General features: G+C 61.9%; 17 protein-coding genes and 1 tRNA gene. 13 read left to right on the top strand and 5 right to left on the bottom strand.

From position 1 onward, the window contains the following. The first annotated feature begins 25 nt into the window (after window positions 1-25). The 4 genes from dnaG to NHH88_06780 all read left to right on the top strand — a co-directional run bounded on the left by dnaG (window position 26) and on the right by NHH88_06780 (window position 5,221). Window positions 26-1,822: a DNA primase gene (gene dnaG / locus NHH88_06765; protein USX15479.1), complete on the top strand. Its 1,797-nt coding sequence runs from the start codon at window positions 26-28 to the stop codon at window positions 1,820-1,822. A gap of 561 nt (window positions 1,823-2,383) precedes the next feature. Beyond that, entirely contained in the window at window positions 2,384-4,582 is a 2,199-nt protein-coding gene (gene rpoD / locus NHH88_06770) for an RNA polymerase sigma factor RpoD (protein USX15480.1), read from the top strand. A 103-nt stretch (window positions 4,583-4,685) separates the two neighbouring features. After that, a tRNA-Ile gene (locus tag NHH88_06775) sits at window positions 4,686-4,764 on the top strand. A 181-nt stretch (window positions 4,765-4,945) separates the two neighbouring features. Continuing rightward, window positions 4,946-5,221 carry a hypothetical protein gene (locus NHH88_06780; GenBank protein USX15481.1) on the top strand — a complete coding sequence of 92 codons (276 nt, stop codon included), beginning with the start codon at window positions 4,946-4,948 and terminating at the stop codon, window positions 5,219-5,221. On the opposite strand, the gene NHH88_06785 is transcribed toward NHH88_06780, so the two are convergent. Further along, window positions 5,205-5,684 (bottom strand): DUF3016 domain-containing protein, encoded by a 480-nt coding sequence (locus tag NHH88_06785; protein ID USX15482.1) that lies wholly within the window; start codon window positions 5,682-5,684, stop codon window positions 5,205-5,207. The two genes, NHH88_06780 and NHH88_06785, sit on opposite strands and share 17 nt — an antisense overlap. Before the next feature lie 151 nt (window positions 5,685-5,835). Here NHH88_06785 and NHH88_06790 point away from each other — a divergent pair, with 151 nt between their 5' ends. Both NHH88_06790 and NHH88_06795 read left to right on the top strand, forming a co-directional pair. Further along, complete coding sequence (locus NHH88_06790; protein ID USX15483.1) at window positions 5,836-6,462, top strand: LysE family transporter; 627 nt, start codon at window positions 5,836-5,838, stop codon at window positions 6,460-6,462. A 116-nt stretch (window positions 6,463-6,578) separates the two neighbouring features. After that, entirely contained in the window at window positions 6,579-7,682 is a 1,104-nt protein-coding gene (locus NHH88_06795) for a Gfo/Idh/MocA family oxidoreductase (GenBank protein ID USX15484.1), read from the top strand. 1 nt (window position 7,683) lies between these two features. Here the strand turns inward: NHH88_06795 and NHH88_06800 are convergent, their stop codons facing one another. Then, a complete protein-coding gene (locus tag NHH88_06800; GenBank protein ID USX15485.1) occupies window positions 7,684-8,340 on the bottom strand; it encodes a hypothetical protein in 657 nt (218 codons plus the stop codon). A 198-nt stretch (window positions 8,341-8,538) separates the two neighbouring features. On the opposite strand from NHH88_06800, the gene NHH88_06805 reads away from it, so the two are divergent. After that, the gene (locus NHH88_06805; GenBank protein ID USX15486.1) at window positions 8,539-10,026 is read left to right on the top strand and encodes a tryptophan 7-halogenase; all 1,488 of its coding nucleotides are present in this window, start codon (window positions 8,539-8,541) and stop codon (window positions 10,024-10,026) included. Between the two features lie 13 nt (window positions 10,027-10,039). On the opposite strand, the gene NHH88_06810 is transcribed toward NHH88_06805, so the two are convergent. After that, window positions 10,040-10,933: a helix-turn-helix domain-containing GNAT family N-acetyltransferase gene (locus tag NHH88_06810; GenBank protein ID USX15487.1), complete on the bottom strand. Its 894-nt coding sequence runs from the start codon at window positions 10,931-10,933 to the stop codon at window positions 10,040-10,042. A gap of 133 nt (window positions 10,934-11,066) precedes the next feature. On the opposite strand from NHH88_06810, the gene NHH88_06815 reads away from it, so the two are divergent. Together NHH88_06815 and NHH88_06820 are read left to right on the top strand one after the other, a co-directional pair. Beyond that, complete coding sequence (locus NHH88_06815; protein USX15488.1) at window positions 11,067-11,429, top strand: DUF5710 domain-containing protein; 363 nt, start codon at window positions 11,067-11,069, stop codon at window positions 11,427-11,429. 79 nt (window positions 11,430-11,508) lie between these two features. After that, on the top strand, window positions 11,509-12,633 hold the full coding sequence (locus NHH88_06820; GenBank protein USX15489.1) for a histone methylation protein DOT1-like protein: 1,125 nt from the start codon (window positions 11,509-11,511) through the stop codon (window positions 12,631-12,633). Here NHH88_06820 and NHH88_06825 read toward each other — a convergent pair. Continuing rightward, window positions 12,630-13,532 carry a LysR family transcriptional regulator ArgP gene (locus NHH88_06825; GenBank protein USX15490.1) on the bottom strand — a complete coding sequence of 301 codons (903 nt, stop codon included), beginning with the start codon at window positions 13,530-13,532 and terminating at the stop codon, window positions 12,630-12,632. The two genes, NHH88_06820 and NHH88_06825, sit on opposite strands and share 4 nt — an antisense overlap. An 88-nt stretch (window positions 13,533-13,620) precedes the next feature. Between NHH88_06825 and NHH88_06830 the strand changes: the two genes are divergently transcribed. Together NHH88_06830 and NHH88_06835 are read left to right on the top strand one after the other, a co-directional pair. Continuing rightward, window positions 13,621-14,226, top strand: a complete 606-nt coding sequence (locus NHH88_06830; protein USX15491.1) for a LysE/ArgO family amino acid transporter — start codon at window positions 13,621-13,623, stop codon at window positions 14,224-14,226. Window positions 14,227-14,437: 211 nt separating this feature from the next. Continuing rightward, a complete protein-coding gene (locus tag NHH88_06835; protein USX15492.1) occupies window positions 14,438-16,729 on the top strand; it encodes an EAL domain-containing protein in 2,292 nt (763 codons plus the stop codon). Here NHH88_06835 and NHH88_06840 read toward each other — a convergent pair. Next, entirely contained in the window at window positions 16,715-17,089 is a 375-nt protein-coding gene (locus NHH88_06840) for a hypothetical protein (GenBank protein ID USX15493.1), read from the bottom strand. The two genes, NHH88_06835 and NHH88_06840, sit on opposite strands and share 15 nt — an antisense overlap. 161 nt (window positions 17,090-17,250) lie before the next feature. Between NHH88_06840 and NHH88_06845 the strand changes: the two genes are divergently transcribed. Continuing rightward, a complete protein-coding gene (locus NHH88_06845) occupies window positions 17,251-19,503 on the top strand; it encodes a TonB-dependent receptor (GenBank protein ID USX15494.1) in 2,253 nt (750 codons plus the stop codon). A 184-nt stretch (window positions 19,504-19,687) separates the two neighbouring features. Beyond that, window positions 19,688-21,385 (top strand): methyl-accepting chemotaxis protein, encoded by a 1,698-nt coding sequence (locus NHH88_06850; GenBank protein ID USX15495.1) that lies wholly within the window; start codon window positions 19,688-19,690, stop codon window positions 21,383-21,385. Window positions 21,386-21,503 lie beyond the last annotated feature (118 nt).

The raw sequence follows: 21,503 nt of genomic DNA on the forward strand, positions 1-21,503 counted from the left end.
AAAATTACCAAGACCGCTCAGCCCTGTGATCCCACAATCATTCATCTCCGATTTGCTGAACCGCGTCGATATCGTCGACGTTGTCGGACGCTACGTGCAGCTGAAAAAAGGCGGTGCGAACTTCATGGGCCTGTGCCCGTTCCACAGCGAAAAGTCGCCCAGCTTCACGGTCAGCCCGACCAAACAGTTTTACCATTGCTTCGGCTGCGGCGCCCACGGCACCTCGATCGGCTTCCTGATCGAATACTCCGGCATGGGCTTTGTCGACGCCGTCAAAGACCTGGCGCAGAACGTCGGCATGGTGGTGCCCGAGCAGGATGACAAGATTCCGCCGGCGCAACGCGCGCAGATGCAGGCGCAAAGCATGGCCTTGTCCGACGCGATGACGCAGGCCTGCGACTTTTACCGCGCCCAGCTGCGCGGCGCCACCGACGCCATCGCCTACCTGAAAAATCGCGGCCTGACCGGCGAAATCGCCGCCCGCTTCGGCCTGGGCTACGCGCCGGCCGGCTGGGACGGCCTGAAAAGCATCTTCCCCGACTACGAGGCGGTGGCGCTGGCCGAGGCCGGCCTGGTCATCGACAAGGTCGACGAAGATGGCGGCAACCGCAAACGCTACGACCGCTTCCGCGAGCGGATCATGTTTCCTATTAAGAACACCAAAGGCCAGGTCATCGCCTTCGGTGGCCGGGTCCTGGACCACGGCGAACCAAAGTACTTGAATTCTCCCGAAACGCCTTTATTTTCAAAGGGATTCGAGCTGTATGGCTTGTTCGAAGCGCGCCAGGCGATCCGCGACGCGGGTTACGTGCTGGTGACGGAAGGCTATATGGATGTGGTGGCGCTGGCCCAGATGGGGTTCCCGCAAGCGGTGGCGACCCTGGGCACGGCTTGCACCACCCATCATGTACAGAAATTGTTGCGTCAGACCGACATGGTGATCTTCAGTTTCGATGGCGACAAGGCCGGCCGCCGCGCCGCACGGCGCGCGCTGGAAGCCTGCCTGCCGCACGTGACGGACAACAAGACCATCAAGTTCCTGTTCTTGCCGACCGAGCACGACCCGGACAGCTATGTCCGCGCGCATGGCAAGGAAGCGTTCGAGCAGGAAATACACGAAGCGATGCCGCTGTCGCAGTTCCTGATCAAGGAAGTGGTTGGCGAGCATGATTTGCAAAGTCCGGAGGGGAGGGCGCGCGCGCAGTTCGACGCCAAGCCGCTGCTGCAGTCGATGACGCCGACGGCGTTGCGCCTGCAGATCGTGCGCGGCCTGGCGCAGCTGACGCAGACCACGCCGTCCGAGATCGAGGTGCTGTTCGAACTGGCCAAGCCGGTCGCGGTGGCCCGCAAGGCGCCGCCCCGCAGCGGCCGTCCGGTGCCGGTCGGGCTGGAATTGCAGATCGTGCGGCTGCTGGTGGCGCATCCGCCGTTGTCGCTCGATATCGATGCGGCGGCGTTGAAAGCGTTCGAGTTCTTCGGCGCCGAGCCGGCCGAGCGGCTGGCGCAACTGGTGGGCGCGGCGCAGGCGATGGGGCCGAACGGCAGTTTTGCGGCGTTCGCGCAACATTTGAAGTCGCAGGGCGACGAGTACGACGGCATCATCGCCGAAGTGGTCAAGGAGTCCGAGTCCGATTTTGATGCAGTGCGGGCGTTCCTGCGCGGGGCGATCCGCCAGGTCAAGAACGACGCCTTGAAGCAGGAATTGAGTCAGTTGTTCGCCGCCGGCCTGTCGTCCGACGAGATCGGGGTGCGCTATCGGGAGTTGACTTCGCAGCAGGACCAACTGTTGCGCGAGGCGCAGGCGGAGTTGGCGAACCGATAATGTTGCGGTGCGGCGAGTTGAGGTTGCCGCGCGTTTTTGGAAGTAATGTTTCTGTCATGTTTCTGGAGGGGGAAGTGGGGCTCTTCCCTCTGGATATTGAAAAGTGGCGTGCTATAATAAAACGCTAAGTGTTGTATCTTTTGGCATCGTTTTTTGTTCAGAGTGTGTTTGTTTTCAGTAAGTTAGGCTCTTGATCGACATGGAAAGACGCAGTGTCGGCGGCCAGGGCCAGCTTTGGTTTAGTCGGCGAACCTTTAGTGGGACGCTATCAGCGGACCTTCTGTTTGCTGTCTAACCTAGTCATGGTTTCTTGCCCCCACGCACGTGTCCGGATGCAGTAGAATTTTGCCGACAGCGGTGGAGTTCTGTTGACGTCGATCGGTCTGACCGGGTGTAAGTAAGTCGTAGTATTGTCGAACTGCTCGGCAAGTTCGAAGACGTAGGTTCCAAGAAAATTGAACCGCAAGAAACTTTATCCTAAATAAGCAAGTCGTTGTGTAATCGAAAGCGCCTGTGCCAATCAAGAAACCTGAATCCAAAGCGGCTGCAAAGCCGAGCAAAGTGACCGCTCAATCCGCCAAAACCGCGGACAAGTCGGAAACGCGCGTCGCCAGCGGCAATCCGCCCGTGGTCAGCCAGACCACGGACGCCGCCACCCTCGCGGCCATCGATACCTCGGGCTACGTGCTGCCATCGGTCAAAGTGCCGGGCCGGCGCGGGCGCAAGCCGAAAGAATTCCAGCCAGAAAACGACGAAGTCGCCGCGCTGAACGCGGTCGAACGCGCCGAGCTCAAGGCCGTGGACAAGGCCAAGGCCAAGGACCGCAAGGCCAAGGAGAAGGCGCTGCTCAAGGACGCCTTCTCGTCGGACACCGAAGCGACCGAGGAAGAGCTCGAACGCCGCCGCCAGAAACTCAAGACCCTGATCAAATTCGGCAAGGAACGCGGCTTCCTCACGTACGCCGAGATCAATGACCACCTGCCAGAGAATATCGTCGATCCGGAAGCGATCGAGGGCATTATCGGCACCTTCAACGACATGGGCATCGCCGTCTACGAGCACGCGCCGGACGCCGAGACCCTGCTGCTGTCGGACAACGTGGCCACCGTCACCAGCGACGACGAAGCCGAGGCCGCCGCCGAGGCCGCACTGTCGACCGTCGACTCCGACTTCGGCCGCACCACCGACCCGGTCCGCATGTACATGCGCGAGATGGGCTCGGTCGAGCTGCTGACGCGCGAGGGCGAGATCGAAATCGCCAAGCGCATCGAAGACGGCCTCAAGGACATGATCCAGGCCATCTCCGCCTGTCCGGTGACGATCGCCGAGATCATCGCCGCCTCCGACCGCATCCGCGCCGACGAGATCAAGATCGACGAGATCGTCGACGGCCTGGTCGATGACAGCGACGAGGTCGCCGCCGCGCCGGTCGTGGCCGCGCCGGCCGAAGAGGAAGACGAGGAAGAGGAAGAGGAAGAAGAGGAAGAAGAGGAAGAGGAAGAAGCGAGCGCCTCCGGTGCCGCCGGTTTCTCTGCCGAACAGCTCGAAGCGCTGAAGAACGCCGCGCTCGACAAGTTCGACGTCATCTCCACCCAATTCGACAAGATGCGCCGCGCCTTCGAGAAGGAAGGCTACAACTCCAAGGCCTACATCAAGGCCCAGGAAGCGATCTCGTTCGAGCTGCTGGGCATCCGCTTCACCGCCAAGGTCGTCGAAAAGCTGTGCGACACCTTGCGCGGCCAGGTCGACGAAGTGCGCCACATCGAGAAGCAGATCCTCGACGTCGCCGTCAACAAGTGCGGCATGCCGCGCGCCCACTTCATCAAGGTCTTCCCGGGCAATGAAACCAATCTGGACTGGGTCGACGGCGAAGTCAACGCCGGCCACGCCTACAGCGCCATCCTCGGACGCAATATTCCGACGATCAAGGAACTGCAGCAACGCCTGATCGACCTGCAAGCGCGCGTCGTGCTGCCGCTGCCGGACCTGCGCAACATCAACCGCCAGATGGCGGCCGGTGAAATGAAGGCGCGCAAGGCCAAGCGCGAAATGACCGAGGCCAACTTGCGTCTGGTGATCTCGATCGCCAAGAAGTACACCAACCGCGGCCTGCAATTCCTCGACCTGATCCAGGAAGGCAATATCGGCCTGATGAAGGCGGTCGACAAGTTCGAATACCGTCGCGGCTATAAGTTCTCGACCTATGCGACGTGGTGGATCCGTCAGGCCATTACCCGTTCGATCGCCGACCAGGCGCGCACCATCCGTATTCCGGTGCACATGATCGAAACCATCAACAAGATGAACCGCATTTCCCGCCAGATTCTGCAGGAAACCGGCGCCGAGCCCGATCCGGCGACGTTGGCCATCAAGATGGAAATGCCGGAAGACAAGATCCGCAAGATCATGAAGATCGCCAAGGAACCGATTTCGATGGAGACGCCGATCGGCGACGACGACGATTCGCATCTGGGCGACTTCATCGAGGACAACAACACGCTGGCGCCGTCCGACGCGGCGCTGCACGCCTCGATGCGCGGCGTCGTCAAGGATGTGCTCGACTCGCTGACGCCACGCGAAGCCAAGGTGCTGCGCATGCGCTTCGGCATCGAAATGTCGACCGACCACACGCTGGAAGAGGTCGGCAAGCAGTTCGACGTCACCCGCGAGCGCATCCGTCAGATCGAAGCAAAGGCCCTGCGCAAGCTGCGTCATCCTAGCCGTTCCGACAAGCTGAAAAGCTTCTTAGAAGGCAACTAAGGCTTGACTAGCGCCGGTGCTAGCCCTTATGCTCGCGAGTTCGTTTTAAAAGCGAGCGCGCGTCAGAGGGGCTAGCCGGTTCCCAGCGCATCAGTAATACCCTGGGCCTCTAGCTCATGCTTGGTTAGAGCAGCGGACTCATAATCCGTTGGTGCCGTGTTCGACTCACGGGAGGCCCACCAAATTCGGTAGTGACATAAGGCAGGGACACAAAGGGTTGGCGATCGCGCTAACCCTTTTTTATTTGGGTCTGCGAAGCCTCGGCGGGGCGGGTGGTACCCATAAAATCTGAAGTTGGAACTGACGTCATGGCAGAAACGCCAGTACGTTGACAGGGCATCAGACAGCGCGGATGATGGGCAGATGGAAAAGCGTATCGAAAAACTTGAACGCAGGCTTGCCGCGATCGAGTTGGATCTGGGAATCCTCAAGGCCACTTCCGACCAAGTCGGACCTCGCCGAGGCCAAGGCAACCATTATTTTGTGGGTTGTAACCGCCGTAATACTGGCGCAGATGCTGCCTGGCCTATTGAAGAAGTTTGGACTTACGTAAGAAACCAGCCCGCTCCAGCGGGCTTTTTCATATATCAACATTTAGCCATCCGCAGCCGGGTGCGGCGCCTTAATGTGCCGGCATGACCTCTTTCCTGAACCAGTCATCGAGCATTTGTTTGTCGTGCCCGTACAGGTCCTGGTTATAGCTGCGCGAACCCATCAGATAGTTCGGATCGGACAATTCGCGGTCGCCGCTGCGCAGCACTTTGCCGTCCTGCTCGATGCTGTAGCGCAGGTGCATCCTGGGCCAGTCCGCCTGGCCCTTCATCACGCGGACATCCCGCACCGGCACCCTCGGAAACACATCGCCGGCCAAATCGATATCGATAAATTCGACCTTCAACTCCTGTCCCGCCGGCAGCTTCGACGCCAGCAGATTCAAGTGCTCACGGAAAATCATTTCCATCGATTCGCGGTCCGAAGCAAAGCGCGGCACATCGGTCATTTTTTCGGGATTGATATAGGTGACCGTCGCCGCCGCCGAGGCGCTGGCGCTGGCCAGCAGAAACACGGCAACCATTCCGACGTTGCGGATGAACTTACTCATGAATGACATATCCTTTGCGATGACCTGATTCGTGAGCTGTCAATATACGCTCATTCCAGCGGCAATTCATCCAGCGCATATTTTGCTGGGCATCCAGTTGCATACATGCCAAAATTACCGCCGCAAGCGCTTCCACAAAAAGGATAACCGAATGAATTTGCCTTCCCTGTCGCAACTGGCTCCGCACGGCACCACCTTGATGGCGCTGACCATCGCCGCTGTGTTGCTGACGCCAGGCCCCACCAACACGCTGCTGTTCCTGGCGGGAAGCCGCGATGGATTCCGCCGTTCGCTGCGTCTGATCGCTGCGGAGTGGGGCGGATACATGATCGCCATCAGCATCTGGTGCGCCTTCCTGGCGCTGGCCGCCGCCGTCGCGCCCTGGGCGCCGACTGTGGCGCGTGCCTGCGCGGCGACCTACATCGCGTACTCGGCCATCAAATTGTGGCGCACCGCGCCCCAGGCCGGCGCCGCCGGCAGCGCGGCCATCGGTCCGCGTGAGTTGTTCTTCGTGACCTTGCTGAATCCGAAGGCGTTCTTCTTCGCCACCGTGGTGTTCCCTCCGCTGGCCGATGGCGTCGCCGCGCTGTCGCAGGCTTACTTGCTGTTCAGTAGCCTGTTGCTGCCAATCGCCGCGCTGTGGATCGCGATGGGCTCGGCCGTGCTGGCCTACCCGAGCGCGACGCCGCGCCAGCCGCTGGTGCATCGCATCGCGGCAGGCGTGCTGCTGGCATTTTCGGGGTCGATGTTCGTTTCGCTGCTGGCATCCGCGCGCTGAGAACCACGCCGGACCAACCGGAATTTTTGCGCGCCCATCCAATCGCGCGCGTTGCTTCTATACTAAAATTGCCGTTCAAAACAAACGCCAATTAACGCTCAATGAGGAGAAACGGGATGATAGATCTGGATCGGCGTAGTCTTGTTCTTGCCGCTGGCGGCGCCTTGGCGGCGACAGCGGTCGGCGCTCCGGTGTGGGCAGCGACGCCCGAACGTAAAGTCGGTTATGCGATAGTCGGCCTGGGTGGTTACGGCCTTGGCGTCATCATTCCGCAGTTCAAAAACTGCCAGCACAGCAAGCTGGTCGCGCTGGTCAGCGGCGATGCTGCCAAGGCCAAGCGCGTAGCGGCCGAGTACGGCGTGCCGGAGTCCGGCATCTACGATTACAAGAGCTACGACAAGCTCAAGGACAATCCCGAGGTCGATGTCATCTACATCTGCCTGCCTGTTTTCATGCACAAGGAATACACGGTCCGTGGCGCCGCCGCCGGCAAACACATCCTGTGCGAGAAGCCGATGGCCTTGTCCGCCGCCGAGTGCGAGGAGATGATCGCGGCGTGCAAAAAAGCGGGCAAGAAATTGATGATCGGCTACCGCAGCCACTTCGAGCCGCATAACCTGGAGGCGATCCGCCGCGCCCGCGCCGGCGAGATCGGCAAGCTGCGTTATTTCCGTTCCGAGCACGGTTTCATGCAGGGCGGCACCTCGTCGTGGCGCTTGAAGAAGGCGATGTCGGGCGGCGGTTCGCTGATGGATATCGGTATCTATGCGCTGCAGGCGGCGCGCTATATGACGGGCGAGGAGCCGATCGCCGTGTACGCCAAGGAAACCACGGATCGCTCCGATCCACGCTTCCGCGAGGTCGAGGACATGATCGAGTTCCAGTTGGAGTTTCCGTCCGGCGTGATCGGTTCGTGCATGTCGATGTACAGCGCGAATCAAAACCATATCTTGCTGATGGGCGAGAAGGGCCGTATCGAGCTGGAGCCGGGAACCCCTTATAACGGACATCGTTTATGGGTCGGGAACGGGCGCAGCAACGAGATCACGCCGCCGCCGGGGCCGGGCAAGACCCAGTTTGCGGGCCAGCTCGACCATATGTCGACCTGCGTGATCGACAACCGCGAGCCTATCGTTCCCGGCGAGGAAGGGCTGCGCGACATGCGCATCATCGAGGCGATTTACAAGTCCGCCCGCGAGCAGAAGCGGATCGTGCTGTAATTTAACCTTCGGCTTTGCGGGCTTCCTCGGCGATCTTGATGTCCAGCATCGAGATCACGAGGTCGTCCTCGGTCAGCAGTTCCTTCAGCGGGAAGCCGTCCTCCATCGCGATCACGGCGCCGGCGGTGACCTTTTCCTCCACCTCGCCGCCCGGCGGGGTGTGCGGCATGAAGGCGAATTGCGGGAACCTCGTTTTGCCGTGCTCGGCGATTTCGTGCAAGGTCCTCGGCGCGGCGCGCAGCAGGCCGTTGCGCACATGATTCTGGCGGTCCTCGCCGCGTTGCTTGAGCATCGCCGTCAGCCGGACGATCTCTTCCGTCAGGCGGTCGGACTCCGCCTGTTGATGGCTGAGCTCGTCATCGCTGAGCGCTTCTTCCCACTGGGTCAGTTTCAGCAGGCCGCGTTTGTGCAAGGTCTGCCGTTGCAGGTCGATCTCGATGGCGGCGGCGCGGCTCTGGTGCGAGTCCAGGTCTTGGGCGATGCTGGCGTCGCCGTTGGCGCGGTGCCATTTGTCGCCGAAGTTGAATACCAGGCCGTCGAAGTAAAAGTACATCGGCAATCCGTTTGCCGGGCCGTATTCCAGAACTTGTTTTGCCGTCATATTCCAGCGGGCAGCCAGTTCCGCCAAAGTCAGTGTCAGGGGTTCTATCGTGGGCATGATGGGCGCTAGTCGAATCGTCAATTATTGGGCGCCATTTTCTCACAGTCGCTTGCATCCCGCGCCAACTTGTTGTGCCGGCGATTACGATTTTGACGTTTTGCCCCGCTGATTTTGCCCAGTCCGGCTATTGTCGACGAAGTCGTTGTTATACTTTCCTGAGAGACAGCGTACGACTGTCCAGACCCAGGAGACGATATGACGGACAGAAGGTTGAAGAAGATAGTGATTGTTGGCGGCGGCACCGCCGGTTGGATGGCGGCCGCGCCCCTTGCCCAGCGGCTGGGCAAGGATTGCGAGATCGTGCTGATCGAGTCGCCCGACATCGCCACCGTCGGCGTCGGCGAGGCGACCCTGCCGACCATCCGCTATTTCAACGCCGCGCTGGGCCTGGACCACGCCGAATTCCTCCGCAAAACCCAGGCCTCGTTCAAGCTGGGGATCGAATTCAAGGATTGGGGCTATATCGGCAACCGTTTCTTCCACGGCTTCGGCGACTTCGGGCCGAAGATAGGGGGCCGTTCGCCGCACATGCACTGGCTGCATCTGGCGCGCGTCGACAAGAACATTCCATCGTATGAGAACTGGTCGATCTCGACGGTGATGTCGCGCAACCACCGCTTCGCGCCGGCCAATCCCGACGATCCGTATTCCTACGGCTTCCACTTCGACGCCGCCCTGTACGCGATCCATCTGCGCGAGTACGCCATCGAGCGCGGCGTGACGCGCATCGAGGCCACCATCAACGACGTCGAGCTGCGCCCCGAGGACGGTTTTATCGCCGCCGTGAAGTTGAAGGACGGCCGCCGCATCGATGGTGATTTCTTCATCGATTGCTCGGGCTTCCGCGGCTTGCTGATCGAGGGCGCGCTCAAGGCCGGCTATGACGACTGGAGCGACCAGCTGCCGTGCAACAGTGCGCTGGCGATGCTGTGCGCCAAGGCCGAGAAGCTGGAACCGTTCACCACCGCCACCGCCAAGGCCGCCGGCTGGCAGTGGCGCATTCCGTTGCAGCACCGCACCGGCAACGGCCACGTCTACAGTAACGCGTTCACCACGGACGAGGAGGCGGCCCGCGTGCTGATCGACGGCCTCGACGGCGCGCCGCTCGACGAGCCACGGCAACTGCGTTTCGTCACCGGGCGGCGCCGCAAATCGTGGATCAAAAACTGCGTGGCCCTCGGCCTGGCGGCCGGCTTCATCGAGCCGCTGGAATCGACCAGCATCAACCTGATCGAGAACGCGGTGGGCAAGCTGATCGAGTGTTTCCCCGATCGCGATTTCCTGCCCGAATCTACCGCCGAGTTCAACCGCTACATGGCGTATCGCTACGAGTCCGTACGCGACTTCATCATCATGCATTACAAGCTGACCCAGCGCACCGATACCGAGTTCTGGCGTTACTGCGCCAACATGCCGATCCCGGACAGCGTGCGGCACCAGATCGAGCTGTTTCGCGAAACCGGCAGGGTGGTCATCTACGATCACGACGGTTTCGGCGATCCGTCGTTCATCTCGATGTTGCTGGGACTGGGCGTGGTGCCGAAGGCCGACGATCCGTTTGTTGCCGCCATCGACAGGGATGCTTTGCAAGCCCATATGGCGGGCGTGCGCGCGGACATCATTAAAAAGGTGTCCGCCATGCCGTACGTCGGCGATTACCTCGCGCGCGCCGTCGCCAAGTAAAGCCGGCCGATGTTCAACGCAGCGGCTTGCGCATGAAGATGGTCGCCTGCGGATTGTCGTTGTAGCGTTCGCAGCGTTCATAGCCCAGCTGGTCGTACAGCCTGATCGCCGCGTGCAGGTCGTCCTTGGTGTCGAGATACACGGCGGTGTGGCCGGCTTGCGCGGCGTGGTCTTCCAGCGCACGCATCAGCGCCTGAGACAGGCCGCGCCGGCGGTAGCGGTCGGAAACATAGAGGCGTTTGCATTCGACCGCGCCGCCACCGGCGATATCGGCAAGCGGCCGCATCGCCACGCAGCCTGCCGGGGCGCCGTCGACATACGCGATCCACATCGCCGAATTAGCGTCGTCGAGGAAGGCGCGGATGGCGTCGTCGTCGTCGCGCAGCACCACGCCGATGACGTCGAAGTATTCGTACAACAAGTGGCGTGCGTCGTTCAGTTGCGCGGCCGTGGCGCGCACAAGGTGCGTGGCCGGCGGCGACAGGATTTCCCGCACCTTGCTCATCGCCGCCAGCAACTCGGCGCGCTGCGCCTCGCCCAGCTGGTCCAGCATGCGCACCGTTTCCGACGAGACGCGGTGATTGATGTCGGCGATCACGGCCTGGCCGTTGGCGGTCAGGCTCAGCAAGGTAGCGCGCTTGTCCTGCGCCGACCGCACCCCCTCGACCAGTCCGCGTTCGGTCAGCGAGCGCACCATGCGGCTCATGTAGCCGGCGTCCAGGCCGAGCTTGGTGCGCAGATGGTTGGCGGTGCAGCCCGGACTTTGCGACAGTTCGTACATCATCCGGCTTTCGCTGAGCGAGTAGTCGGTGTCGAGGTAGCGCCCGCGCAGCAATCCCAGATGCACCGTGTAAAACCGATTGAATTGCCTTACCACCTCGGCCTGTTGCTGCATGTGCTGATCCATACCACTCCGTTCGGTTGATTTGGTTGCCTTTGGCAAGTACTTCGAGAGACTATAGCGCCGTTGTGCCGTGCGGTCAACATGGCGCGCGGGGCAGGCGGTAAAATGGCGCCTTCCCCATAGCGGAGTAGCGAAGATGATGTTTCTTAAAGTTCCGTTTGCGGAAAAAGACGAGGCCAAGGCGCTGGGCGCGCGTTGGAACGGCGAACGCAAATCCTGGTACGTGCCGGACGGTAAGCCGACCGAGGCGTTCGAACGCTGGCTGCCGCCGGGCGGCGCCGACTTCGTGCCGGCCAAGGCCGCCGCGGCCCCCAAGGCCAAGCCGGCCTCGGTGGACTCCTATGTCGGCAAATCGGTGATCGGCAAGCTGTATCAGGAATTGCCGCACGACTGCAATCCGTTCGAGGTGTGCCCGGTCTGCGCGCCGGCCCTGGCCACGTCCGGCTGGCAGGCCGCGCACGAGGATGTGGCGAAGTTGTTGGTCGGTTTGCGCGGCTGATACCGTTTTCATTTCAATGGTTAAGCTGAAACTGTTGAGATAGTGACCACACGCGGGATCGATCTGTTCTAGAATACTGATGAGATTCACCCACCTGAAGCCGCCGATGAACAGTCACACGATGCCGCCAGTTTTTCGCACTGAAGACGGGCCGGTCACACCGGTCGCCAGCTTCAAGCAACCCGCCGATATCTTTGAAGCGCTGTTTCAAAGCATACAAGGCGGTGAAAAGCATGTGCGGCCGCTGCTGGACCTGGTGCCCGATTCCCGCTTTCTCGGTTTTATCGAGGTCGGTTACGCGCTGCGCGCCTGCCTGGAAGATAAATCACGCCGCGATTACCTGCTGAAGCGCCTGCGCCCCCATCTGGGCGTGATGATCGGCACTTTGCCGGCGAGCATACAGCCGCACGGCATGCTGCCCAAACAACCGGCGCCGCCCGGCTTCCGCGATCTGCAACAGATCAGCGACGACGAAATCCGCGCCTGGCTGATCGAAGACGGCGGCCTGATCTACGGCGAATTCGCCCGTTACGAGCTCGATAACCTGTTCGACGCGATCGCGCCGTCGATACGCCCCGGCGGCGTCATGGTCGATCTCGGTAGCGGCCTGGGCAAAGTGGTGATGTCGGCGGCGCTGGCGTTTCCCTTCCAGCGCTGCATCGGTGTCGAATGCATGGGCTACCGCCATCGGATGGCCCAGCAGCGCCTGCACAATCTGCTGGTGCTGGCCGAGCGCGGCGTGGCGCACCTGCCGGCGCCGCTCACTCCCGACGCCCCGTTGACCCTGCCTTTCGGCGAGGCGACCACCGGCAACCACCTGCTCGACCTCGCATCGCGGATCGCCTTTGTCGAAAGCGACATGTTCAAGGTGGACGTGCGCGGCGCCAGCCTGGTGTTCTTGTACAGCACCTGTTTCGGTCCGCTGATGGACGCCCTTGCCGACAAACTGGCGCGCGAGCTGCAAGAGGGCGCGCTGGTGACGACCACCACCTACGCGCTCAAGCATCCCGCTTTCACACTGCTGCATTACTTCCCGGCCGGCACGGTCGCCTGGACCAACGTGATGCTCTATAAGCGCACCGGCACCCTGGAGTCGCTGCCGCCGGCGGACATCACGCACCCGCACCAGCCCGACCCGGCCGAGTGGGAAGCGCGCGCGCGCCAGGACCTGGACGCCATGGACGCGCGGGCGGGCATAGCTTAGGCCCCCTGAAGCAACCATTTGCGCGCGGTCGCGACGATATTGTCCGACAGCGTGCGGGTGAATGGCGTCTGGATATCCCAGATGTGCCACGTCAGCGGCACGTCCAGCACGTGGCCAGGCGCCAAATCCACCAGTGCTCCGGCCTTGAGCTGCGCCTCGCACTGCAACAGCGGCAGCATGCCATAAGCGAATCCCGCTTCGAGGAAGCGCACAAAACCTTCCGAACTGGACAAAGAGTGATGCGGCACCCGCCCCGTATAGCCGGTGCACTGCGCGATAAAGCGTGTTTGCAACGCGTCCTTGCGGTCGAAATGCAAACTTGGCGCGTGCCGCACCGCCTCGGCCGTAAATCCGTCCGGGAACCAGCGCGCTGCGAAGGCTGGACTGCCGACGCACAGATACCGCATCGCTCCCAGCGGCGTGGCCGAAGTGCCGGCTACTTGTGCGGTTTCGCTCGTAACGCAGCCGAAAACACGCCCTTCGCGCAGCATCGTCATCGTGTGGTCCTGGTCGTCCAAGCGGATCTGCAACATGCAATCACCCGTACTCATCAACGGAGCCACCGCTTCCTGCAGCCAGGTGGCGGCGCTATCGGCGTTGATGGCGATCGCGATCTCCGGCCGGGCCGGAGCGCCGGGGCCTGCGTGCGGAAACTCAGTCAGGGCCGCCTCCAGCAGTTGCACTTGGCGGTAGTGGGCGATCAGCCGTTGGCCGGCCTCGGTCGCCACCGGCGGCTGGCTGCGCACGATCAGCAATTCGCCGGCGCTGTTTTCCAGCATGCGGATGCGCTGGGACACGGCCGATTGGGTGATCGACAAAGCTGCTGCGGCCTTGTCAAAACTTCCATAGTCGATCACGGCGTCGAGCGCCGCCAATCCGCGATAGTCGATCCGGCTCATTAGCGTTCCTAATATTTGGTCAGTAATATTAATTATACTTATCTTTTGGCGCGGTCTAAGCTGACGTCCTTGAACAGGGGGAGGAAGCATGGAAGTGACCGCATTTTTAAAGGGCATGGGGCTGGGCGGGGGATTGATCGTCGCCATCGGATCGCAAAACGCTTATCTGTTGCGACAGGCTTTGAAGAAGGAATACGTACTGACGTGCATAGCCATTTGCATTATCTGCGATGTGATGCTGATCGGCGCCGGCGTCGCCGGCATGGGCCAATTGATTGTCGAGGCGCCCGCGTTGCTGTTTTGGATTAAATTAGCCGGCGCCGGTTTTTTATTCTGGTACGGGGTAAGGGCTGCGCGTTCCGCATTGAATCCGGTTGCGATGAAAACCGATAACGATAAACCCGCGACCAGCCGATACGCGGTGATCGCTGCAATGCTGGCCTTCAGTTTATTGAATCCGCATGTTTATCTCGATACGGTGGTGCTGCTCGGATCGATAGGTGGCCAGCAACCAGGCGATGGCCGGACTTATTTTGCGCTGGGAGCGATGCTGGCGTCGGTTATATGGTTTTGCAGTTTGGGTTTGGGCGCTCGGTTCTTGATACCGGTATTCGCACGTCCGCGCGCCTGGCAGATATTGGACGGCGTGATCGCGGTGGTGATGTGGATATTGGCGGTCACGTTGTTTCTATAGAGTTCAATCGGAGACAAGCTGAAAAATGGCGGGATCATGCTTATTTTTGGCATGAAAACCACATCGAATTGCCTGGATCGTTAGATTTTTAGGTAGTTAAGTTAATCTAGTTGTAAATTTATTTCCATCGAGAACGTCCCTGGCCGCATTTCGCATACAATGCTGAAAGTCGCCAGGATATTCGGGCGCCGATCAGTGGGAATAAATACGTATGGAACCCGGCAATTACCTGAGCGAATCGACAATGGCGGCGGCCCTGGCGTCGGATGCCATTTTGAGCGGCTTGCTTATCTTTCTCTGGTTGACGCAGCGCAAAGAGAAACACGCCTTATTCTGGGGGGCTGGCCAGTTGGCGATGATGGCCGGTGTCATGGCCTGGTTTATCGGTGAGGATGTGCTGCCACATCAAATCCGCCTGTTTGTATGCGCATTGATGCTGACCTTCGGGCTGGTCGGTTATTGGGGCGGAACGCAGTATTTTCTGGGCCATTTGAACCGGCGCCATTTGCGCGCGATATCGACCGCCGTTATCGTATTAACCGGTTTATTTTATCTGCTGTGGAATCTATTCTATGAAATAGTGGTGCCCGCCACTGCGTCGGTGATGGGCGTCGTCATGTTGTGGATGGGCGTGCGATTGGTTCGCGCGCAAAAGCGTTACCGGTGGCTGGGATATACACTGGTCGCCCGCGGCATATTCAATATCATCTCTTCCATCACCTTGGAACCGGAACTGTATTTGCTCTGGTTCGCCGGTACCTCCATCCTCAAAACGCTGTCGATGCTCGGCCTGATCTATTCGGTGCAGGACGAGATCCAGCAACGCTACGTGCGCACCATCGACAGCCTGAGCCATGGTTTTTTGATACGGGACCGGGGCGGCTATGTCCATGTCGCCAATGAACGCTGCGCCCGCCTTCTGGGCTTCGACAGCGCATCCGACCTGATCGGCAAGCACGTGTGCCAGCTGCTGCCGGACCTCAGCCGGGAGATGGCCGACGAGTATTTCCAGCGCTTCGATGCCAAGGGCGTCCAGTACCCGATGACCGAAACGGCAACGTTTAGATTGCACAATGGCACCCGGCTGCCGGTCGAGATGATGGGTTCGCCCTACATCGAGCGCGGCCGCCTGTATTGCCTGGTCCAGCTGCTCGACATCAGCGAGCGCAAGAAAAAAGACGACATGTTGTACCAGGCCGCCCGCGTCGACCCGGTGACCGGCTTTTTCAACCGCCATGCGCTGTCGACTTCGCTGGCGCAGGAGGTCGCGCGCGCGGCGGCGGCCGGACGGGAGTGCGCGGTGCTGTTCCTCGACCTGGACAAGTTCAAGCGGATCAACGACTCCTTCGGGCACGCCATCGGCGACGAACTGCTGCGCCAGACCGCCCACCGCCTATATGGCGTGCTGCGCCCGAACGACGTGCTGGCCCGTTTCGGCGGCGACGAGTTCATCATCGTCATTCCCGACCTGGCGCCGGGCACGGCCGCGCTGATGGCCACGCAGTGCGCCGAGCGCGTCATCGGCGCCATGGCCAGCCGTTTCGACCTGTCCCACCACGCGATCGCCGTCTCGGCCAGCGTCGGCGTGGCGTGCTATCCGTTGCACGGAAGCGATAGCGATATGCTGATACGCAACGCCGACATCGCCATGTACGAGGCCAAGAAGGCCGGGCGGGGCGAACTGCGCTTCTTCAACGACGCCATGAACGCCGCCGCCAAGGATGCGCTGGTGATCGACGGCGCCTTGCGCGGCGCCATCGAAGCCGGCGAGTTCAATCTGCTGTACCAGGCCATCGTCGACGCCCGGACCGGCAAGCTGGGCAAGGTGGAGGCGCTGCTGCGCTGGCACAGCGCCGGGCTGGGGTGGATAGCGCCGGACCGCTTCATTCCGGTCGCCGAGGACAGCGGCATGATCGTCGCCATCGGCAGCTGGGTGCTCGACGAGGCATGCCGGCAGATGGCGCGATGGCGCGGCGGGCCGCTGGACGGCGTGACCATCAGCATCAACGTCTCGGCCTGGCAACTGGCGGACCCGGCCTTTGTGACCCTGGTGGAGCAGGCGCTCGCCAGCAACGGCCTGGACGGCCGCCAGCTGGAGCTGGAATTGACCGAGCGCGTGCTGATCGACGACGGCGGCCAGGTGCGCGCGGTGCTGCGGCGGCTGCGCGCCTTGGGCGTGAGCATTTCACTGGACGACTTCGGCACCGGCTATTCCTCGCTCAGCTACCTGACCCGTTTCCAGTTGAACACCTTGAAGATCGACCGCGCCTTCGTCATGGATATCGAGCATAGCGAGCGCATCACCAGTCTGGTGAACGCCATCATCGCCATGGGACACAGCCTGGGGCTGCAACTGGTGGCCGAGGGCGTCGAGACCGCCGGCCAGGCGGCGATCCTGGAAAAGATGGGGTGCCACTATCTGCAGGGCTATCATTTCTCCCGGCCGATCCCGCCGGACGAACTGCTGCGCTTTGCCGGCGAGCGGCGGCTACCGGCTTCCTGACTTGGCGGCGGCGGCGGCCTCGGCCGCCGTCGGCACTTTCCGCGCCGCCTCGTCGCGGGTCAGTATCCAGATCCGGTCGATATCGCCCATGGCGTCGACGGTGTAGTTGACCACGATGTCCTTGCCGCGCAGGGAGCTCGGCATGTCGATCGTGTTCTCCTCATTGAAAATGCGCGCGGAAGGCGACAGCTTGCGCGCCTTGCCGTCGATGCTCAGGTCGGGAAAATAGCCCGGGGTCATCTTGCCGCGCAGCGCGTTGGGCGGGAAGGGGCGCTCGAAGGCCAGTGCCGGCGGCGACAGCGACGCGGTCAGCAAGGCGACAAAAATCGTCGCCATCAGCAACATGATCATCCGCAACATGGCAGCCTCCGCGTCCCCGCAAAATAGCAGCTTACCCGATTCCCCTTGCAAATTGTTGTCATGTCATCCAGATGTCATGTCGCCGTCATCGCAACGTCACATGCTGTTCCTACAATCTTGCGAGTTGATCATTCCACTAACCGCAAGAAAGAAGAACACTCATGCAACAGCGCTTCCCTCTGAAACCTTTGTGCCTGGTGGTCCTGCAAGCACTGGCCTTCCAGGCGTATGCAGCCGACACGGCCGATGCCGCCGACGCCGCCGATAGCGCGGCCGTCGCGGGCGCCCTGGCCGGTCCGATGCAAACGGTGGAAATCACCGGCCGTGGCCAGTCGCGCCAGGTACAGAACATCAACAAGGCCGATCTGGCCGAGGCGCTGCCGGGCACCAGCCCGCTGAAGGTGCTCGACAAGCTGCCGGGCGTGAACTTCCAGTCCGCCGATCCGTTCGGCGCCTACGAGTGGTCGACCTCGTTCAGCATCCGCGGCTTCAACCAGAGCCAGCTGGGTTTCACCCTGGACGGCGTGCCGCTGGGCGACATGAGCTACGGTAACAACAACGGCCTGCACATCAGCCGCGCCATCTCGTCGGAAAACATCGGCAGCGTGCAGGTGTCGCAGGGCGCCGGCTCGCTGGGCACCGCCTCCACCAGCAACCTGGGCGGCACGGTGCAGTTCTTCACCCTGGCCCCGACCGACGAGTTCGGCCTGACCGCCTCGCAAACCCTGGGCAGCGATTCGACCTCGCGCACCTTCGTCCGCGTCGATACCGGCCTCATCAACGGCGCCGTCAAGGCCTTCATCAGCGGCACCCGCCAGCGCACCGACAAGACCAAGGGCGAGGGCGCCCAGGACCAGGACCAGATCAATTCGCGCTTCGTGTTCAACTTCGGCGAGAACAGCCTGACCGGCTTCCTGAACCATTCGGACCGCAAGGAAGTCGACTATCAGGACATGTCGAAGGAAATGATCAACCGCCTCGGCTACGAGTGGGACAACTACGAGCCGGACTTCCAGCGCGCGGTCAACGCCGCCAAGGGCCAGTTCAGCGGCGCCGTTAACAGCCTCGACGACGCTTACTATTCGGCCGGCGGCCTGCGCAAGGACACCCTGGGCGGCCTGACCCTGGACCTGAACTTCACGCCGACCTTCCAGCTGAAGACCACCGTCTACAACCATGAGAACGAAGGCCAGGGCCACTGGTACACGCCTTACGTCGCCACCAACGCCGCCAACCCGATCTCGCTGCGCACCACCGAGTACGAGATCAAGCGCCACGGCGTGACCACCGACCTGACCTGGGACCTGGGCAACCACACGATCACCGCCGGCGCCTGGGGCGAGCGGAACGACCACACCGGCAGCCGCAACTACTACGGCGTCACCGGCCCGGCTGACACGATGGTCTACCTGCGCAACCCGTTCCGCACCGACTGGGCGCAGAACTTCATCACCACCACCGCCCAGTACTACGTGCAGGACAGCCTGAGCCTGATGGACGGCAAGCTCAAGATCAACGCCGGCTTCAAGAGCATGAGCGTGGACATCGCCGCCCGCAACATCGTCGGCACCCGCGCCGCCGGCAAGCTGTCGGCCGAGAAGAACTTCCTGCCGCAGGCCGGCGTCAACTACGCCATCAGCGCCGACGACGAGGTGTTCGCCTCGGCGTCGAAAAACATGCGCGCGCACCAGCCAGGCGTGGGCGGTCCGTTCTCCCAAACCCAGGCCGCCTATGACGCCGGCGTCGCCAACCTGAAGCCGGAAACCTCGACCAACGTCGACCTCGGCTACCGCTTCAAGCGCGCCGGCATCCAGGGTTCGCTGGCCGTCTACAACGCCCGCTTCGACGACCGCCAGCTGAGCGTGGCCACCTGCGCCGGCATCGTCGGTTGCCCGTCGACCTTCGTCAACGTCGGCAAGGTCGACACCAAGGGCGTGGAAGCGATCGCCGTGTGGAAACTGAACCGCGAAATCAGCTGGTTCAACTCGTACACCTTCAACGATTCGAAATACAAGTCGGACTACATGGACGGCAGCACCCTGGTGCCGGTCAGCGGCAAGACCGTGGTCAACGCGCCGCGCAACCTGTTCAGCACCGAAGCCTCGTACGAGACCGGCAGCTGGTTCGCCCGCCTGGGCGGCAAGCTCACCGGCAAGCGCTACTACACCTACATGAACGACAACGGCGTGCCGTCGTTCTGGCTGGCCAACCTGTCGGCCGGCTACAAGATGAAGTCGCTGGGCATGCTCAAGGAACTGTCGCTGCAGGTGAACGTGACCAACCTGCTCGACAAGGAATACATCAGCACGATCGGCACCAACGGCTTCCAGGCCCGCGATCCGAACGGCACCGCGCAAACCTTGCTGACCGGCGCGCCGCGCCAGATCTTCGTCACCCTGAACGGCAAGCTGTAAGCTAAACCTGGGGCCTCCGCCGACGGCGGAGCAAGGCGTTCCAATCGATAAATTTTGCGCATCACGCAAGGTTTAGAGACTGGAACGCCTTTGTTGCTTATGGGCTACAACTGCGGTGTGGCGCTGGCAGCGGCCCGCGCATCGCCTCATACTGATCGGTCTGTTCAGCTATGAGGAGTACTCCGTGAAATGGTTTTATGACCTGAAAATCGCTACCAAATTAATAGTCTCTTTTGGTGTCGTCCTGTTGCTGACTTTGGTGATGGGCGTGGCCGCGATGTTGTCGACGTCACGGGTCAACCAGGCCTCGAGCGACTTGGCGGAAAACTGGATGCCGAGCGTGCGCATGGCGATGGAATTGCGCGCCGATATCGGCGAAATGCGCCGCTGGGAGTTGGCGCACCTAATCAATGACAAGCCGGACGGATACGCCACGTACGAAAAGCGCATGGCCGACACCCTGGCCACGATGAAGTCCCACCGCGAAGCCTATGACAAGCTGATCAACAGTGCCGAGGAAAAAGCGCTGGTGGCCGAGTTCGACCAGGGCTGGAGCGCATTCATGGTCGACCACGACAAGATCGTGAAATTCTCGGCCGGCGACCAGAAGGAGGAGGCGCGGGCGCTGTCGCGCGGCTCCTCGGCCAAGACCATGGCCGCGCTGACCGAATCGATCAACAAGCTCGTCAAGCTGAACGTCGACGGTGGCGATGCCGCCAGCGACGCCGCCACCGCCACCTACGAACACGCGCGCATGACGTCGATCATTTTATTGGTGGTCAACATCGGCATCGGCATCGCGCTGGCGCTGTGGATCGCCCGGGTCGTGTCGGCGCCGCTGCGGCAAGCCGTGTCGGTGGCGACCGCCGTCGCCGGCGGCGACCTGACCCGCACCATCACGGTGGAAAGCGCCTGCGAAACGGGGCAACTGATGGGCGCGCTGCGGGACATGACCAATAATCTGCAGCGCCTGGTCAGCCAGGTGCGCGGCGGCACCGACACCATCGCCACAGCGTCGGCGCAGATCGCCGCCGGCAACCAGGACTTGTCGTCGCGCACTGAGGAGCAGGCGTCGAGCCTGGAGGAGACGGCGTCGTCGATGGAGGAGCTGACCAGCACCGTTAAGCAGAACGCCGACAACGCGCGCCAGGCCAACCAGCTGGCGCAGTCGGCCTCCGGCATCGCCGTCAAGGGCGGCGAGGTGGTGGGGCAGGTGGTCGGCACGATGTCGTCCATCAACGAATCGTCGCGCAAGATCGTCGATATCATTTCCGTGATCGACGGCATCGCCTTCCAGACCAACATCCTGGCGCTCAACGCCGCTGTGGAAGCGGCGCGCGCCGGCGAGCAGGGACGCGGCTTCGCCGTCGTCGCCAGCGAGGTGCGCAACCTGGCGCAGCGTTCGGCGGCGGCGGCCAAGGACATCAAATTGCTCATCAGCGATTCGGTGGAGAAGGTCGAGGCCGGTTCTCAACTGGTCGACCAGGCCGGCACGACGATGAACGAGATCGTCTCGAGCATCACGCGGGTCACCGACATCATGAGCGAGATCACCTCGGCCAGCGCCGAGCAGAGCGACGGTATCGAGCAGGTCAACGTGGCGATCACGCAAATGGACCAGGTGACGCAGCAGAACGCGGCGCTGGTGGAGCAGGCCGCGGCGGCCGCCGAGTCGATGCAGGAGCAGGCGGCGCGCTTGAGCGAGGTGGTGGGTATCTTCAAGCTGGGCGGGACGGCCGCGATGGCGGCGCCGGTGGCGCTGGCCAGTGCGCCGCGCAAGCCGCTGCCGGCGCCCGCCCGTGAGCGGGTGGCGCTGGCGCCGAAGAAGCCGGCCAAGCCGGTCAAGCAGGTCGCCAATGGCGATGAATGGGAAACCTTTTAACCACGGTTCCACGTAGGGCGGATTAGGCGGCACGCCGTAATCGGCCATGCCGGCGTTGTCGGCCGCTCACAAATGGCCGATTACGGCTTCGCCTAATCCGCCCTACCTGTCTCCCGTG

The sequence above is a fragment of the Oxalobacteraceae bacterium OTU3CAMAD1 genome, from assembly GCA_024123915.1.
Taxonomy (GTDB): domain Bacteria; phylum Pseudomonadota; class Gammaproteobacteria; order Burkholderiales; family Burkholderiaceae_D; genus Rugamonas.

Bases quoted from the DNA above. Each gene is read 5' to 3' on its own strand.
- NHH88_06845 (USX15494.1), top strand. From the start codon at position 17,251: ATGCAACAGCGCTTCCCTCTGAAACCTTTGTGCCTGGTGGTCCTGCAA.
- NHH88_06820 (USX15489.1), top strand. From the start codon at position 11,509: ATGAGATTCACCCACCTGAAGCCGCCGATGAACAGTCACACGATGCCG.
- NHH88_06800 (USX15485.1), bottom strand. From the start codon at position 8,340: ATGCCCACGATAGAACCCCTGACACTGACTTTGGCGGAACTGGCTGCC.
- NHH88_06790 (USX15483.1), top strand. From the start codon at position 5,836: ATGAATTTGCCTTCCCTGTCGCAACTGGCTCCGCACGGCACCACCTTG.
- NHH88_06815 (USX15488.1), top strand. From the start codon at position 11,067: ATGATGTTTCTTAAAGTTCCGTTTGCGGAAAAAGACGAGGCCAAGGCG.
- NHH88_06795 (USX15484.1), top strand. From the start codon at position 6,579: ATGATAGATCTGGATCGGCGTAGTCTTGTTCTTGCCGCTGGCGGCGCC.
- NHH88_06785 (USX15482.1), bottom strand. From the start codon at position 5,684: ATGAGTAAGTTCATCCGCAACGTCGGAATGGTTGCCGTGTTTCTGCTG.
- NHH88_06825 (USX15490.1), bottom strand. From the start codon at position 13,532: ATGAGCCGGATCGACTATCGCGGATTGGCGGCGCTCGACGCCGTGATC.
- NHH88_06835 (USX15492.1), top strand. From the start codon at position 14,438: ATGGAACCCGGCAATTACCTGAGCGAATCGACAATGGCGGCGGCCCTG.
- NHH88_06810 (USX15487.1), bottom strand. From the start codon at position 10,933: ATGGATCAGCACATGCAGCAACAGGCCGAGGTGGTAAGGCAATTCAAT.
- NHH88_06780 (USX15481.1), top strand. From the start codon at position 4,946: ATGGAAAAGCGTATCGAAAAACTTGAACGCAGGCTTGCCGCGATCGAG.
- NHH88_06840 (USX15493.1), bottom strand. From the start codon at position 17,089: ATGTTGCGGATGATCATGTTGCTGATGGCGACGATTTTTGTCGCCTTG.
- NHH88_06830 (USX15491.1), top strand. From the start codon at position 13,621: ATGGAAGTGACCGCATTTTTAAAGGGCATGGGGCTGGGCGGGGGATTG.
- NHH88_06805 (USX15486.1), top strand. From the start codon at position 8,539: ATGACGGACAGAAGGTTGAAGAAGATAGTGATTGTTGGCGGCGGCACC.